Genomic DNA, 13,502 nt, shown 5'->3' on the forward strand with positions numbered 1-13,502 from the left:
TGAGTTTACTTCATCCGGCTGATCACCGTGGTGACTTCGGGCTTTTTGCCAATCTCGCTCTTTGCCGTTTGGCGAACAATTCGGCGCATGGCTTCTTCTAACTTGTCGTCGTCGCGCAAAGTTTTGGCTTCAGCCCGCATCAGGAATTGGTTCAGATCCTCTTCCAGGACCTCGACCAGCGCGGCACGAGACGACCCAAGTTCGGGCAGGCCCATCGTGTCACACCAGGGCTCTCCCAGCGGCTCGTTTTCCTCGTCCAGAATGACGGTTACCGTCACATGGCCGTTCAAGGCCATGCGAATTCGGTCGCGCACCACGCCGTCCAGCGCACCGATCTTGACCGTTCCGTCCAGATAGGTCCGTCCGGTTTCGACATAGTCGACAACCTGCGGCGCATTGCCGGTCAGGTCCAGCATTGTACCGTTCACCGCCAGAACACCCGAACGGCCCCCGGCCTCTGCCAGTTTGACATGCTCACGCAGGTGGCGATGTTCACCATGCATCGGGATGACCATCTGCGGATCGATCAGCGCATGTACTTTCTCAAGATCGGGGCGATTGGCGTGGCCGGACACGTGATACAGGCCCGAGCTGTCATCCACCACATCCACGCCCTTTTCGCTGAGCTGGTTCATGATGAAAATTACGCCACGTTCATTGCCGGGAATCGTTTTCGACGAAAACAGGAACAGATCGCCCTCTTTCAATTCCAACCCCCGGTATTTGCCCCGCGCCAATTGCGCGCTGGCTGCGCGGCGTTCACCCTGGCTGCCGGTTACGATCAGCATCAGGTTCTGGCGCGGCATATCGACGGCCTCTTCGGCGCTGACGACACGCGGAAAGCTGGTCAGAATACCCGTTTCGGTCGCGGCCTCAATCATCCGGCGCATCGCGCGCCCCAACAGAACGACTGAGCGTCCAGCCCGTTCGCCCGCCTCAGCCAATGTTTTCACCCGCGCGACGTTCGACGCAAAAGTGGTGGCGACAACCATGCCGCTGGCTTCCTCTACCAGCTTGGTAATCTCGGGACCAACTTCGGACTCGGACCGACCCGCGTGGGGGGAGAACACGTTTGTGCTGTCACACACCAGCGCTTTGACACCGGGCTTGGCGACCTCGGCCCAGAGCTCGGGATCAAAAGCTTCACCCACAACCGGATTTTCATCCAGCTTGAAGTCACCAGAATGAACAATTCTGCCCTCAGGCGTGTCGATCACCAGGGCAGCACTTTCCGGGATCGAGTGCGAGACCGGCAGGAAACCCACCGTGAACGGACCAACGGTTATCTGTTCCGGCCATGCAGACGCTGTATGCACGGCGTCTTCTGGATGGCCGTGTTCTTCCATCTTGCGCCGTGCGATGTTGGCGGTGAAGGCGCGCGCATAGACAGGCGCACCCAGCGCCTCATAGCAATGCGCCACCGCGCCCACGTGGTCCTCGTGCGCGTGGGTAACAAATACGGCTTCCAGCCGGTCCGCGCGCTCTCGCAGCCAGGAAATGTCTGCGTGGATCAGGTCAACGCCGGGGGTTGTGTCCATGTCGGGAAAGGTCACGCCCAGATCTACGAGGATCAGCCGTTCTTTTCCAGGTTTGCCATAGCCGTAGACATAGGCATTCATGCCAATTTCACCGGCACCACCTAGCGGTAGGTAGATCAGTTTTTCGCTGCTCATGTCGAGCCATTGTCCTTGTTATAGCGATGAATCACGGTCAGCCCGTGCATCGTCAAATCATCTTCGATTGCGTCAAACCCTACGTCCGCCTGATCGAACAGAGGCGCAAGCCCACCGGTCCCAACGACTTTCATCGGCATTCCATATTCGGTTTTGATCCGGGAAATCAGCCCCTCGATCAAGCCGGAATAGCCCCAATACACGCCGGATTGGATACAGCCAACCGTATTTGTGCCAATCACTTTTTCAGGGCGGGTGATATCGATATGTGGCAAGGCAGCCGCCCCCTGGTGCAACGCCTCGAGACTGAGGTTCACGCCCGGCGCGATGATGCCACCAACATAGGCCCCATCCGCCGCGACCACGTCAAAGTTTGTTGCAGTGCCAAAGTCGACCACAACTACATTGCCGCCATGCCGGTCGAATGCGGCAGCGGCGTTGGCCAGACGATCTGGGCCGGGCACGGTGCCCTCGTCAACACGGGGGGCCATCGGCAAAAGGCATTCAGGCTTGCCCACCACCAGCGGACGACATCCAAAGAACCGATCTGCAAAGACCCGCAGGTTGAACACAACGCGCGGCACGGTCGAGGCGATGATCACATCCGTAATCTCAGCCTCGATCCCATAGTGTTTCACCAGCGTCGAGTACCACGTGAAATAAGCATCCGCAGTGCGTGCATGGTGGGTCGACGTGCGCAGAGTGCACAGAAACTCTTCGCCATCCCAGATTGAGAAGACAGTGTTCGTGTTACCGCAGTCGATAGCCAGAAGCATCTGAGCCTCCTTCAGAAAAACACATCCGCCGCAGGAATGCTGACACGGCCCTTGGCGGTGTTTAGGACAAGGTTGCCCCCGGCGTCCACCGTTTCAAAGGTTCCAACCGTTTCCGACGCTGCGGTACGGGCCGTGATGACCTCTCCCAATTTCGCGGCTCGGGCCAGCCATGCCGTGCGGATCGGTTCGAACCCGAAAGTTGCGAATTGGTTTTCATACCCGGCATAGGCAGCAGCCAGTTCGGTCAGAAAATCCTCAGGCGTCACATGGGCCCCAGTTTCGGATAACAGAGAAACCGGGCGGACAGCGTCTGGTTCGACCAATTCCGCACCCGGCGCTTCGGACAAGTTCACGCCGATACCGATGGACAAGTGCGAGACGCCGCGCCCCTGCCCCGTGCTTTCCAACAAGATGCCAGCCAGCTTGCCGCCGTTCAGCAAGACATCGTTGGGCCATTTAAGTGTCAAGCCTGCTGCCCGCCCGGTGACTGCCACGCAGGCGTCAAACAGTGCCAGCGCCGCCACAAAGCTGCGCAGTGCCGCCTCTTCCGGGTTCCCTTGAGGGCGCATTAGCAAAGTCGCGGCCAAGTTTCCTTTGGGGTTAGCCCATGCCCTGCCCCGCCGCCCACGAGCCGCCGTCTGATGATGCGCCATGATCCACACTGGCCCAGTCGCTGTCGGGGCCATACGCGCGGCCTCGTTCAAGGTGCTGTCGACCTCGTTAAGCACATGCAGGCCGTATTCTTGGGGCCAATCAGTCATGTCAAAAAGGCCCGGTCTGTTGACCGAGCCCCCGGGTTCAAGCTGCTACGCGGATCAGTTGACAAGTGTCGCTGCCGCAGCTGCAGCTGCGCCTTCAATTCCGAATTGATAGAACACGCCCACCAACATCAACGCTGCCGAGCCCATCAGGGCGACCCAAAGGACCGGCGAAGAATGCGTCTCGATCGGCTCGTCGTTTTCGTCCCCGAAATACATGTAGAACACGATCCGCAGATAATAGAATGCCCCGATGACCGATGCGATGGCCGAGACAATTACCAGCCCGGTTAGCCCCGCACTAACACCTGCCTGCCAGACGCCAAACTTGGCGAAGAACCCCAACATCGGCGGCACGCCCGCTAGGCTGAACATCAAGATCAACACTGCCAGCGCCTTGCCCGGTTCCCGCTTCGAATATTGGCGCAGGGCGTCGATGTCCGTGATCGGCTTACCATCCCGCTCCATCATCAGGATGAACGCGAATGTGCCGATATTCATGGTTACATAAATCGCCAGATACATCAGCATTGCCTTGATGCCCATCTCGGTGCCTGCAGCCAAACCGATCAACGCATATCCCATGTGGGCGATCGACGAGAACGCCATCAGTCGCTTGATGTCACGCTGGCCAATCGCCGCAACTGCACCCAGCAGCATCGACAGGACCGAAAGCAGGACGATCACCTGTTGCCAGTCCTTGATCACACCGCCAAATGCGTCGTGCATTACGCGTGCGAACAGAGCCATGGCCGCCACTTTCGGCGCCGTGGCAAAGAAGGCGGTGATTGGTGTAGGTGAGCCTTCGTACACGTCCGGTGTCCACATGTGGAACGGCACGGCTGACACTTTGAACGCAAGGCCCGAAATCAAGAACACCAGACCAATCAGCAGGCCAATCGAAATCTCTCCATCCTGAACCGTCTGGATGATGCCCGAGAACAGCGTAGTGCCGGAAAATCCATATACCAGAGACGCACCGTATAGCAGCAGGCCCGAACTCAGTGCACCCAGCACAAAGTACTTCAGACCAGCCTCAGTCGATTTAGCGCTGTCCCGGCGCAGCGCGGCCACGACGTACAGCGACAGTGACTGCAGCTCCAACCCCATGTACAGCGACATCAGATCGCCGGCGCTGACCATCATCATCATGCCGACAGCGGCCAGCGCGACCAGCAACGGAAATTCGAACCGCAACAGGTCGCGACGCGCCATGTATTCCTGGCTCATCACCAGAATGGCCGCAGCGGACAACAGGATTGCCACCTTCGAGAACCTTGCGAACCCGTCATCGACAAACATGCCGTTGAACGCGACGTTGGTGCCATCGCCATTGGTCGCGATCCAGATCGCCAGCAGCGCCATCAACCCCGCTGTCGTCCAAACCAGCGTCGGCGCAAGCCCGTCCTTCGTCGTGTAGACAGCCCCCAAAAGCGCCGCCATCGCATACACGGCCAGAATGATTTCCGGCAGGATTATTGTCAGATCAGCCTGGATCATGTCTCCAAAGCCCCCTTAATGCGAAGCGGCCGACTGGGTCGCAGCCTCAGCCGCGGCCAGAGCCATGTCATAGTTCGAAATCAGCGCAGCCGTTGAGTTGCCAATCACATCGGTCACCAGCGACGGGTACACGCCCAGCAGGATCGTCATCACGATCAGAGGCGCAAAGATAAGCCGTTCGCGCGAGCTCATGTCAGTCATCGCCTTGAGGCTTTCCTTGATCAGATCACCAAACACGACCCGACGATAAAGCCATAGCGCGTAGGCCGCCGAGAAGATCACGCCAGAGGCAGCCACAGCCGTCACCCATGTGTTGACCTGGAAAGCACCCATCAATGTAAGGAATTCACCGATGAACCCGCTGGTGCCCGGCAAGCCCACATTGGCCATGGTAAACAGCATGAAGACCAGCGCGTAGGCCGGCATCCGGATCACCAGACCGCCATAGGCTTCAATCTCACGTGTGTGCATCCGGTCATAGATCACTCCGACGCAAAGGAAGAGTGCCGCCGAAATGAACCCGTGGCTCAGCATCTGGAAAATGGCCCCGTCGACCCCTTGCTGATTTGCGGCAAAAATCCCCATTGTCACAAAGCCCATATGCGCGACCGAGGAATATGCGATCAGCTTCTTCATATCTTCCTGCACCAGCGCCACCAGCGAGGTGTAAACAACCGCAATTGCCGACATCCACAGCACCAGATCGGTCATCACCGCTGATCCTACCGGGAACATTGGCAGGCTGAAACGAAGGAAACCGTAGCCACCCATTTTCAGAAGGATGGCTGCCAGCACGACCGAGCCTGCAGTAGGCGCCTGAACGTGGGCATCCGGCAACCATGTATGTACCGGCCACATCGGCATTTTCACAGCGAAGCTGGCAAAGAAGGCCAGGAACATCAGCGTCTGCATGCCGCCAACGATATAGATGCCCAGCACACTGAACCCTTCGGACGAGAAGTGATGAAGCATTAGTGCTTCGATATCAGTAGTGCCCGCATCTGCATACATCGCCACCATCGCCACCAGCATCAGCACCGAGCCTAGGAAGGTGTATAGGAAAAACTTGAAGCTGGCATAGATACGGTCCTTGCCGCCCCAGATACCGATGATCAGGAACATCGGGATCAACCCAGCTTCGAAGAACAGGTAGAACAGCACCAGATCCAGCGCCATGAACACGCCCAGCATCAGCGTTTCCAGCAAAAGGAAGGCGATCATGTATTCTTTGACGCGGTCGGTGACATGCCAACTGGCCAGAATGGTCAGCGGCATGATGAAGGTGGTCAGCAGCACGAACAGAACGCTAATGCCGTCCACACCCATCTTGTATTTTAGGCCCATCAGCCATTCACCTTCTTCCACCATCTGAAAGCCGGTGTTCGAAGGATCAAAGCCAGTGTAAATGCCGATCGAAACTAAGAACGTCACTGTAGTCGCCACCAGCGCAACCCACTTGGCATTGCGCTGAGCAGCCACGTCTTCACCATGCAAGAACAGGGCCAGGATGCCTGCCGCCACGGCGGGGATGAAAGTGACGATGGAGAGGATATTATCCATTATTGTGCGCCCCCGCCGATCGACATCCAGGTGACAAGGGCTGCGATGCCCAGAACCATCCAGAAGGCGTAAGTAAAGATGTAACCCGTCTGCGCCTTGCCTGCGAGGCGGGTAAAGAAGGGAACTACGCCCATGGCCACTCCGTTCAGGAAGCCGTCGATGGTGTTGCCATCACCGCGTTTCCACAGGAACCGGCCAAGCGCCAAGGTCGGTTTAACGAAGATCGCGTCATAGATTTCGTCGAAATACCACTTGTTCAGCAGGAACAGGTACAGCGGACGCTGGTTCTGCGCCAAACGCGCCGGTAGCGAGGTGTTCACGATGTAGAACCAGTAGGCCACGACAAAGCCCAGCAACATTGCGACAAAAGGCGAAACCTTGACCCATTTCGGAGCAGCATGCGCGTCGTCCAGGATATGGTTGTCCGGCGCGATGTAGATCGCGCCCTCGCCAGGCTCTCCTGCGAAGACATAGTGGTGATCGCCACCTTTCGCGGCCTTGTCGCTATGTGCAGCATCATCGGCATGGCCCTCGTCCGAATGGCTGTCATCAGCATGGGTGGTTTCAGCATGCGCGTCAGCTTGGCCATGGTCGCCGGCCTCTGCATGCTCCGACGCCTCGGCGACCGGAATGCCATAGAACTTACCGACCTTGTCCGCATGACCAAAGAAGTTGCCGTACCAGATCATCCCGGCAAACACCGCACCCAGTGACAGCACGCCCAGCGGAACCAGCATTGTCAGAGGGCTTTCATGCGCGTGATCATGGGTGTGCTTGTCGCCCCGCGGTTCCCCATAGAAGGTCAGGAAAATCAGGCGCCAACTGTAGAACGAAGTGAACGCTGCCGCGATCACCAGCATCCAGAAGCCATAGCCGGAACCACCCGCATAGGCGCTTTCAATAATCGCGTCTTTGGACAGGAACCCGGCAAAGCCAATGGTCGTCAACGGGATGCCCACACCAGTGATGGCCAGCGTTCCGATCATCATTGCCCAGAAGGTATAGGGGATCTTCTTTCGCAGGCCGCCGTATTCGGTCATCTCCTGCTCGTGATGCATCGCATTGATTACGGAACCCGCTCCGAGGAACAGCAGCGCTTTGAAGAACGCGTGCGTGAACAGGTGGAACATCGCCGCCGAATACATGCCAACGCCAGCAGCAACAAACATATAGCCCAGCTGCGAACAGGTCGAATAGGCGATGACGCGCTTGATGTCGGTCTGTACCAGACCCACGGTGGCGGCGAAGAACGCTGTCGAGGCCCCCAGCACGGTGATGAACCCGGTCGCACCCGGCGCAAACTCCATCAGCGGCGACATGCGGCAAATCAGGAACACACCCGCCGTCACCATGGTTGCGGCGTGGATCAGCGCCGACACAGGGGTCGGGCCCTCCATCGCGTCCGGCAACCAGGTGTGCAGGATCAGCTGCGCCGATTTACCCATCGCGCCGATGAAGAGAAGGACGCAAATCACCTCAATTGCGTTCCAATCGCCCCACAAGAAGTGCAGCTTTTCTTCTGCAAGTGCAGGCGCCGATGCGAAGATGTCCGAGAAGTTGATGCTGTCGGTCAGGAAGAATAGCGCAAAAATACCCAGCGCGAAACCAAAGTCACCGACCCGGTTTACCACAAAAGCTTTGATCGCGGCGGCGTTCGCGGATGGTTTGCGGTAATAAAAGCCGATCAGCAGGTAAGACGCGACCCCCACGCCTTCCCAACCAAAGAACATCTGAACCAGATTGTCCGACGTCACCAGCATCAGCATGGCGAACGTAAAGAACGACAGGTAAGCAAAGAAGCGCGGCTTATAGCTTTCGCCTTCACGCCATTGCGGGTCGTGATCCATGTAGCCAAAGGAATAGAGGTGAACGAGCGCTGACACGGTGGTCACTACGATCAGCATGATCGCGGTCAGCCGGTCCAGACGCACGGCCCAACTGGTCGACAGCGAACCGCTTTCGATCCAGCGCATGATCTCGATCTGTTGCGTCACACCGTCAAAGGTAAAGAACACAATCCACGACAGCAGACAGGCCAGAAACAGCAGACCTGTAGCGGTCCACATGGCGGCCTTCTCGCCAATAAACTTCCAGCCGAACCCGCAAATCAGCGCGCCCACCAGAGGGGCAAAGAGGATGGTGGTTTCCATGTTCTCTTACCCCTTCATCATATTGACGTCTTCAACCGCGATGGTGCCACGGTTGCGGAAGAAGCAGACCAGAATGGCCAGACCAATCGCCGCCTCGGCTGCTGCCACGGTAAGCACGAACAGGGTGAAGACCTGCCCGACCAGATCACCGAGGAAACTGGAAAACGCCACAAGGTTGATATTCACCGCCAGCAGCATCAGCTCGATACTCATCAGCAGGATGATGACGTTCTTGCGGTTCAAGAAGAGGCCGAAGATGCCGATGACGAACAGCGTCGCCGCGACTGTAAGATAGTGTTCAAGTCCGATCATCGTCTTAAAGTCCCTGCCCCGGTTTCACGTCCTTCAACTCCATCGCCTTGGCCGGGTCGCGCATCATCTGACCGACAATGTCCTGACGCTTGATGTCCTGACGATGGCGCAGGGTCAGCACGATGGCGCCAATCATGGCCACCAGCAGGATGAGGCCCGCCAGCTGGAACAGAAGGAAGTATTGATCGTAAAGAATAACGCCCAGCGCCTCTGTATTGTGGCGGTCTGTTGGAACCGGCTGGGCCAGATTGGCCTCAACGCCTTGCGCGCTGTCCCAAGCCCCAAAGGCCATGACAAACTGCATTAGGATGACCAGACCGATCAGCAAAGCCAGCGGCATATAGCGCGCCATCTCGGCCTTGAGCTCGGCAAAGTCCACATCCAGCATCATCACAACGAAGAGGAACAGCACTGCGACCGCGCCGACATAGACAATGATCAGCAGCATCGCCACAAACTCGGCCCCCAGCAGAACGAACAGTCCCGCCGAAGACAGGAAGGACAGGATCAGCCACAGCACCGAGTGTACCGGCTGGCGGCTGATCACCGTAAACAGCCCGCCGGTGATGGCGCTGATGGCAAACAGGTAGAAGGCAAAGACGGTCATTGATCCTCATCCTCGTTATCGCCCATGACCTCTTGCGCAAGTTCCAACGCGCGGGTCATAGCCGGGATGCCGGCAAAGACCGACATCTGACCGATCGTTTCCACGATCTCTTGTTTCCTGGCACCAGCCTCAAGCGCGTGGCGCACGGTCTGACGCACCGCCGCATCTGCCTGCGCGCCCTGACAGGTCAGCCCGGCCAGTGTTAGCAGCAGGCGGGTCTTGGCATCCAACCCATCCTTGTTGACGGTATTGCCGAACATCATCTCCATGACCTCTTTGGGCATGGTCGGCCAAAGAGCCTCAAAGCCCTTGGGCGAGAAATTCTCCATCGCCGGGTTCATCGCCTTGGCCATGTCCTGCGCCTGCTTCATCATCAGGTCGAACGGATTTTGGGGCGTGTCACTCATCTGTACGGCGCGTCCATTTCCAGATTGCGGGCAATCTCGGCTTCCCAGCGTTCGCCGTTATCGAGCAATTTTTCTTTGTCGTAGAACAGCTCTTCTCGGGTTTCGGTGGCGAATTCGAAATTCGGGCCTTCGACGATGGCATCGACTGGGCAGGCCTCTTGGCAGAAGCCGCAATAGATGCACTTGGTCATGTCGATGTCATAACGCGTGGTGCGGCGGCTGCCGTCTTCGCGCGGTTCAGCGTCGATAGTGATTGCTTGCGCAGGGCAGACCGCCTCGCAGAGTTTACACGCGATGCAGCGTTCCTCGCCGTTCGGGTAACGTCTTAGGGCATGCTCACCACGAAAACGTGGGCTAAGCGGGCCCTTTTCATGCGGGTAGTTGATGGTGGCCTTGGGGGCGAAGAAATACTTCAGTCCCAGTTTCATGCCGACCCAGAAGTCCTGCAGCAAAAAATATTTGGCAGCGCGGGTGTAGTCGATTTGGGTCATATCAGCCTCCTACGCTCCAACGGGCAAACGCGCCCCAGAACCAGTCGAATTTCGCTGCAAAGGCCACGAAGACCACCCAGGCCAGCGAGAATGGCAAGAACACTTTCCAACCCAACCGCATCAGTTGGTCATAGCGATAGCGCGGCGTAATCGCCTTGACCATCGCGAAGAGGAAGAAGAAGAACGCCATCTTGGCGACCATCCACAGCACTCCGTCCGGCAAGCCGGGGATCGGGGACAGCCAGCCGCCGAAGAACAGCAGCGTGGTCAGCGCGCACATCAGGAAGATAGCGATGTACTCGCCTGCCATGAACAGCAGGAACGGTGTCGCCGAGTATTCGACCTGATAACCGGCGACCAGTTCCGATTCAGCCTCGGGCAAGTCGAACGGAGGCCGGTTGGTTTCGGCCAGCGCCGAGATGAAGAACAGGAAGACCATCGGGAAATGCGGCAGCCAGTACCAGCTGAAGAACCCGAACCGTCCGTCCTGCGCCTCGACAATGTGGCCGAAATTCATCGAACCGGTTGAGATGATTACGCCGATAATGATCAGACCGATGGAAACTTCATAAGAAATCATCTGTGCCGCAGAGCGCAGAGATCCGAGGAACGGGTACTTTGAGTTCGACGCCCAACCACCCATAATCACGCCATAAACTTCCAACGAGGATACGGCAAAGACGTACAGGATCGCGACGTTGATATCCGACAATACCCAGCCATCGTTGAACGGGATCACAGCCCAGGCGATCATTGCCAATACGAAGGAGGTCAGCGGAGCAAGTATGAACACCGTGCGGTCGGACCCGGCGGGGATGACCACCTCTTTGACCACATATTTCAGAGCGTCAGCCACAGATTGCAGCAGGCCATAGACACCAACCACGTTCGGGCCGCGGCGCATCTGAACAGCCGCCCAGATCTTGCGGTCGCCGTAGACAAGGAACAACAGGGAGATCATCACAAAGGCAACAACGGCAATCACTTGCGCCAGAATGGTGATGGCTATTCCGCCTGGGGTGTTAAAGAAATCAGCCATTGGTCCTCACACCGTGGGTATTCCGTTTTTTGCGCGTGATGTTCAGGCCAAGTGCCTGCGCATATTGCGGTTTGGTCGGCGCGTAGGTGTAAATAGCATCTACAGCCTTCGCGCCACCTTTTTCATTGCGTTTCATGCGCAATTCCCCGATCCCCACACCGCAGGCGGCGGTGTTGGCCTCTGAAAGCGATATGAAACGTGCTGTATTCATTCCGCCGCGATCTTCCCGGCGTTCCGTGCCTGCGCCTGAGCGGACAGCTCGGCCATCAGTTGCGACGCCCGTGCAATCGGGTTGGTCAGGTAGAAGTCTTTAACCGCAGTGCGGAACGTAGCCTGACCCAGAGGACCGGCATCCAGTAGCTGGACCTCATTCTCAATCACTTGGTCGATCTGGGCCAGATGTGGAACGGCTTCGATCAAAGCAGTACGCAGTTGCGCAAGTGAGTCGAAGGGCAGTGTTGCGCCCAGTTCCGCTGACAAAGCCCGCAGGATGGCCCAGTTTTCCTTGGCCTCACCGGGGGCAAATCCAGCCCGCATCGCCAGTTGTGGTCGGCCTTCGGTATTCACGAACAGCCCGTTTTCCTCGGTGTATGCGGCACCCGGCAGGATCACGTCGGCACGATGCGCGCCGCGATCACCGTGGCTGCCCTGATAGATCACAAAGGCCCCTTCGCCGATTTCGATCTCATCAGCGCCCAGATTGTAGATCACGTCAGCCGCGCTTACGGCATCCATGCCATTTTCGTTGGTGGCATCCACATCCATCGCACCCACGCGAGACGCCGCGGTATGCAGAACAAGCAGTCCACTTTCGGTATTGGCCGCAATGGCTTGCGCTGCGGCCAGGACAGCTGCGCCATCCGCCTCGAGCAAAGCACCCTGCCCGACGATGACCAGCGAGGCTTTGCCCTTAATCTCATCATCGCCGCCCATGTCGAGGACCTTCTGCAATGCTGCGCGGTCTTCTCCCATATGGTGATACGCGTAAGTCAGATCGGCTGCAGGCCCGACTAAAGCCACCTCGGCGCCATGTGCCCAGGCCTTGCGGATACGCGCGTTCAGAACCGGAGCTTCGTCGCGTGGGTTCGCTCCGATCAGCAGAATACGTTCTGCCGTATCGATATCCTCGATCGTTGCCGTCCCGGCATAGGCCCCACGATTGCCTGCAGGCAGTTTGGCCCCATCAGTCCGGCATTCAACAACACCGCCCAGCCCTTCGATCACCTGCTTCAGCGCAAAAGTAGCCTCGACCGGAACCAGATCACCGATAAGAGCGGCCGGCTTTTCAGCCTCTTTCAACGCCTCGGCCGCCTTGTTCAACGCCTCGGGCCACGAGGCCGGGCGCAGCTTGCCGTTTTCACGCACATAAGGTTTGTCCAAACGCTGGCGACGCAGGCCATCCCAGACAAATCTGGACTTGTCGCTGATCCATTCCTCGTTCACGCCGTCGTGGTTGCGCGGCAGAAAACGCATCACTTCGCGCCCTTTGGTATCGACCCGGATGTTTGACCCCAAGGCGTCCATCACATCGATGCTTTCGGTCTTGGTCAGTTCCCACGGGCGCGCTGTGAAGGCATACGGCTTCGAGGTCAGAGCTCCAACTGGGCACAGGTCAATTATGTTGCCCTGCAGGTTCGAATCCAGCGTCTGGTTCAGGTACGAGGTGATCTCCGCATCTTCACCGCGCCCGGTCTGGCCCATCTGAGTAATGCCGGCGACCTCGGTGGTGAACCGCACACAGCGGGTACAGCTGATGCAGCGTGTCATCGCAGTCCCGACCAGCGGTCCCAAATCCAGATCATCCACGGCACGCTTGGCTTCCTTGAAGCGCGAGCCCGACACACCATAGGCCATGGCCTGATCCTGCAGGTCACACTCTCCACCCTGATCACAGATCGGGCAATCCAGCGGGTGGTTGATGAGCAAGAACTCCATCACCCCTTCACGGGCTTTCTTGACCATAGGCGAGTTCGTCTTGACCTCGGGCGCCTGTCCTTCAGGCCCTGGGCGCAGATCGCGGACCTGCATCGCGCAAGAGGCCGCCGGTTTGGGCGGGCCGCCAACAACCTCGACCAGACACATCCGGCAGTTGCCGGCAATCGACAGGCGTTCGTGATAGCAAAAGCGCGGCACCTCGACCCCTGCCTGCTCGCAGGCCTGGATCAGCGTCATCGCACCATCGACTTCGATTTCTTGCCCGTCGATATTGATCTTGCGGAGGTCAGACAT

At 58.0% G+C, this 13,502-nt stretch carries 13 protein-coding genes; all 13 read right to left on the bottom strand.

Translation table 11 applies throughout. The annotated features are described in order from the left end of the window. Positions 1 to 5: 5 nt before the first annotated feature. Genes GOW92_RS04825 through nuoG form a run of 13 tightly spaced genes read right to left on the bottom strand, consistent with a single transcriptional unit; the run spans position 6 to position 13,502 of the window. Positions 6 to 1,673: a ribonuclease J gene (locus GOW92_RS04825; RefSeq protein WP_170558467.1), complete on the bottom strand. Its 1,668-nt coding sequence runs from the start codon at positions 1,671 to 1,673 to the stop codon at positions 6 to 8. Then, positions 1,670 to 2,449 carry a type III pantothenate kinase gene (locus tag GOW92_RS04830; protein WP_170558468.1) on the bottom strand — a complete coding sequence of 260 codons (780 nt, stop codon included), beginning with the start codon at positions 2,447 to 2,449 and terminating at the stop codon, positions 1,670 to 1,672. The genes GOW92_RS04825 and GOW92_RS04830 overlap by 4 nt, the downstream gene beginning before the upstream one ends. Positions 2,450 to 2,460: 11 nt before the next feature. Further along, on the bottom strand, positions 2,461 to 3,210 hold the full coding sequence (locus tag GOW92_RS04835; RefSeq protein WP_170558469.1) for a biotin--[acetyl-CoA-carboxylase] ligase: 750 nt from the start codon (positions 3,208 to 3,210) through the stop codon (positions 2,461 to 2,463). A 54-nt stretch (positions 3,211 to 3,264) separates the two neighbouring features. Continuing rightward, complete coding sequence (nuoN, locus tag GOW92_RS04840) at positions 3,265 to 4,707, bottom strand: NADH-quinone oxidoreductase subunit NuoN (RefSeq protein ID WP_170558470.1); 1,443 nt, start codon at positions 4,705 to 4,707, stop codon at positions 3,265 to 3,267. A gap of 15 nt (positions 4,708 to 4,722) precedes the next feature. After that, positions 4,723 to 6,267: an NADH-quinone oxidoreductase subunit M gene (locus GOW92_RS04845; protein WP_170558471.1), complete on the bottom strand. Its 1,545-nt coding sequence runs from the start codon at positions 6,265 to 6,267 to the stop codon at positions 4,723 to 4,725. Beyond that, entirely contained in the window at positions 6,267 to 8,417 is a 2,151-nt protein-coding gene (gene nuoL, locus GOW92_RS04850) for an NADH-quinone oxidoreductase subunit L (RefSeq protein ID WP_170558472.1), read from the bottom strand. The genes GOW92_RS04845 and nuoL overlap by 1 nt, the downstream gene beginning before the upstream one ends. Before the next feature lie 6 nt (positions 8,418 to 8,423). Beyond that, complete coding sequence (nuoK, locus tag GOW92_RS04855; protein ID WP_005984024.1) at positions 8,424 to 8,729, bottom strand: NADH-quinone oxidoreductase subunit NuoK; 306 nt, start codon at positions 8,727 to 8,729, stop codon at positions 8,424 to 8,426. A gap of 4 nt (positions 8,730 to 8,733) precedes the next feature. Next, complete coding sequence (locus GOW92_RS04860; RefSeq protein WP_170558473.1) at positions 8,734 to 9,336, bottom strand: NADH-quinone oxidoreductase subunit J; 603 nt, start codon at positions 9,334 to 9,336, stop codon at positions 8,734 to 8,736. Continuing rightward, positions 9,333 to 9,743, bottom strand: a complete 411-nt coding sequence (locus tag GOW92_RS04865) for a carboxymuconolactone decarboxylase family protein (RefSeq protein ID WP_170558475.1) — start codon at positions 9,741 to 9,743, stop codon at positions 9,333 to 9,335. Before GOW92_RS04865 ends, GOW92_RS04860 begins: the two co-directional genes overlap by 4 nt. Continuing rightward, positions 9,740 to 10,234 carry an NADH-quinone oxidoreductase subunit NuoI gene (nuoI, locus tag GOW92_RS04870; RefSeq protein ID WP_170558477.1) on the bottom strand — a complete coding sequence of 165 codons (495 nt, stop codon included), beginning with the start codon at positions 10,232 to 10,234 and terminating at the stop codon, positions 9,740 to 9,742. Before nuoI ends, GOW92_RS04865 begins: the two co-directional genes overlap by 4 nt. 1 nt (position 10,235) lies before the next feature. Then, positions 10,236 to 11,273, bottom strand: coding sequence for an NADH-quinone oxidoreductase subunit NuoH (nuoH, locus tag GOW92_RS04875; protein WP_170558479.1), 1,038 nt, complete (start codon positions 11,271 to 11,273; stop codon positions 10,236 to 10,238). After that, complete coding sequence (locus GOW92_RS04880; protein ID WP_170558481.1) at positions 11,266 to 11,484, bottom strand: hypothetical protein; 219 nt, start codon at positions 11,482 to 11,484, stop codon at positions 11,266 to 11,268. Before GOW92_RS04880 ends, nuoH begins: the two co-directional genes overlap by 8 nt. Further along, on the bottom strand, positions 11,481 to 13,502 hold the full coding sequence (gene nuoG / locus GOW92_RS04885; protein ID WP_170558483.1) for an NADH-quinone oxidoreductase subunit NuoG: 2,022 nt from the start codon (positions 13,500 to 13,502) through the stop codon (positions 11,481 to 11,483). The genes GOW92_RS04880 and nuoG overlap by 4 nt, the downstream gene beginning before the upstream one ends.

The sequence above is a fragment of the Ruegeria atlantica genome, from assembly GCF_013032505.1.
GTDB lineage: Bacteria > Pseudomonadota > Alphaproteobacteria > Rhodobacterales > Rhodobacteraceae > Ruegeria > Ruegeria atlantica_F.

Coding starts and splice junctions, on each gene's coding strand:
- GOW92_RS04825 (WP_170558467.1), bottom strand. CDS start 1,673: ATGAGCAGCGAAAAACTGATCTACCTACCGCTAGGTGGTGCCGGTGAA.
- GOW92_RS04830 (WP_170558468.1), bottom strand. CDS start 2,449: ATGCTTCTGGCTATCGACTGCGGTAACACGAACACTGTCTTCTCAATC.
- GOW92_RS04835 (WP_170558469.1), bottom strand. CDS start 3,210: ATGACTGATTGGCCCCAAGAATACGGCCTGCATGTGCTTAACGAGGTC.
- nuoN (WP_170558470.1), bottom strand. CDS start 4,707: ATGATCCAGGCTGATCTGACAATAATCCTGCCGGAAATCATTCTGGCC.
- GOW92_RS04845 (WP_170558471.1), bottom strand. CDS start 6,267: ATGGATAATATCCTCTCCATCGTCACTTTCATCCCCGCCGTGGCGGCA.
- nuoL (WP_170558472.1), bottom strand. CDS start 8,417: ATGGAAACCACCATCCTCTTTGCCCCTCTGGTGGGCGCGCTGATTTGC.
- nuoK (WP_005984024.1), bottom strand. CDS start 8,729: ATGATCGGACTTGAACACTATCTTACAGTCGCGGCGACGCTGTTCGTC.
- GOW92_RS04860 (WP_170558473.1), bottom strand. CDS start 9,336: ATGACCGTCTTTGCCTTCTACCTGTTTGCCATCAGCGCCATCACCGGC.
- GOW92_RS04865 (WP_170558475.1), bottom strand. CDS start 9,743: ATGAGTGACACGCCCCAAAATCCGTTCGACCTGATGATGAAGCAGGCG.
- nuoI (WP_170558477.1), bottom strand. CDS start 10,234: ATGACCCAAATCGACTACACCCGCGCTGCCAAATATTTTTTGCTGCAG.
- nuoH (WP_170558479.1), bottom strand. CDS start 11,273: ATGGCTGATTTCTTTAACACCCCAGGCGGAATAGCCATCACCATTCTG.
- GOW92_RS04880 (WP_170558481.1), bottom strand. CDS start 11,484: ATGAATACAGCACGTTTCATATCGCTTTCAGAGGCCAACACCGCCGCC.
- nuoG (WP_170558483.1), bottom strand. CDS start 13,502: ATGTCTGACCTCCGCAAGATCAATATCGACGGGCAAGAAATCGAAGTC.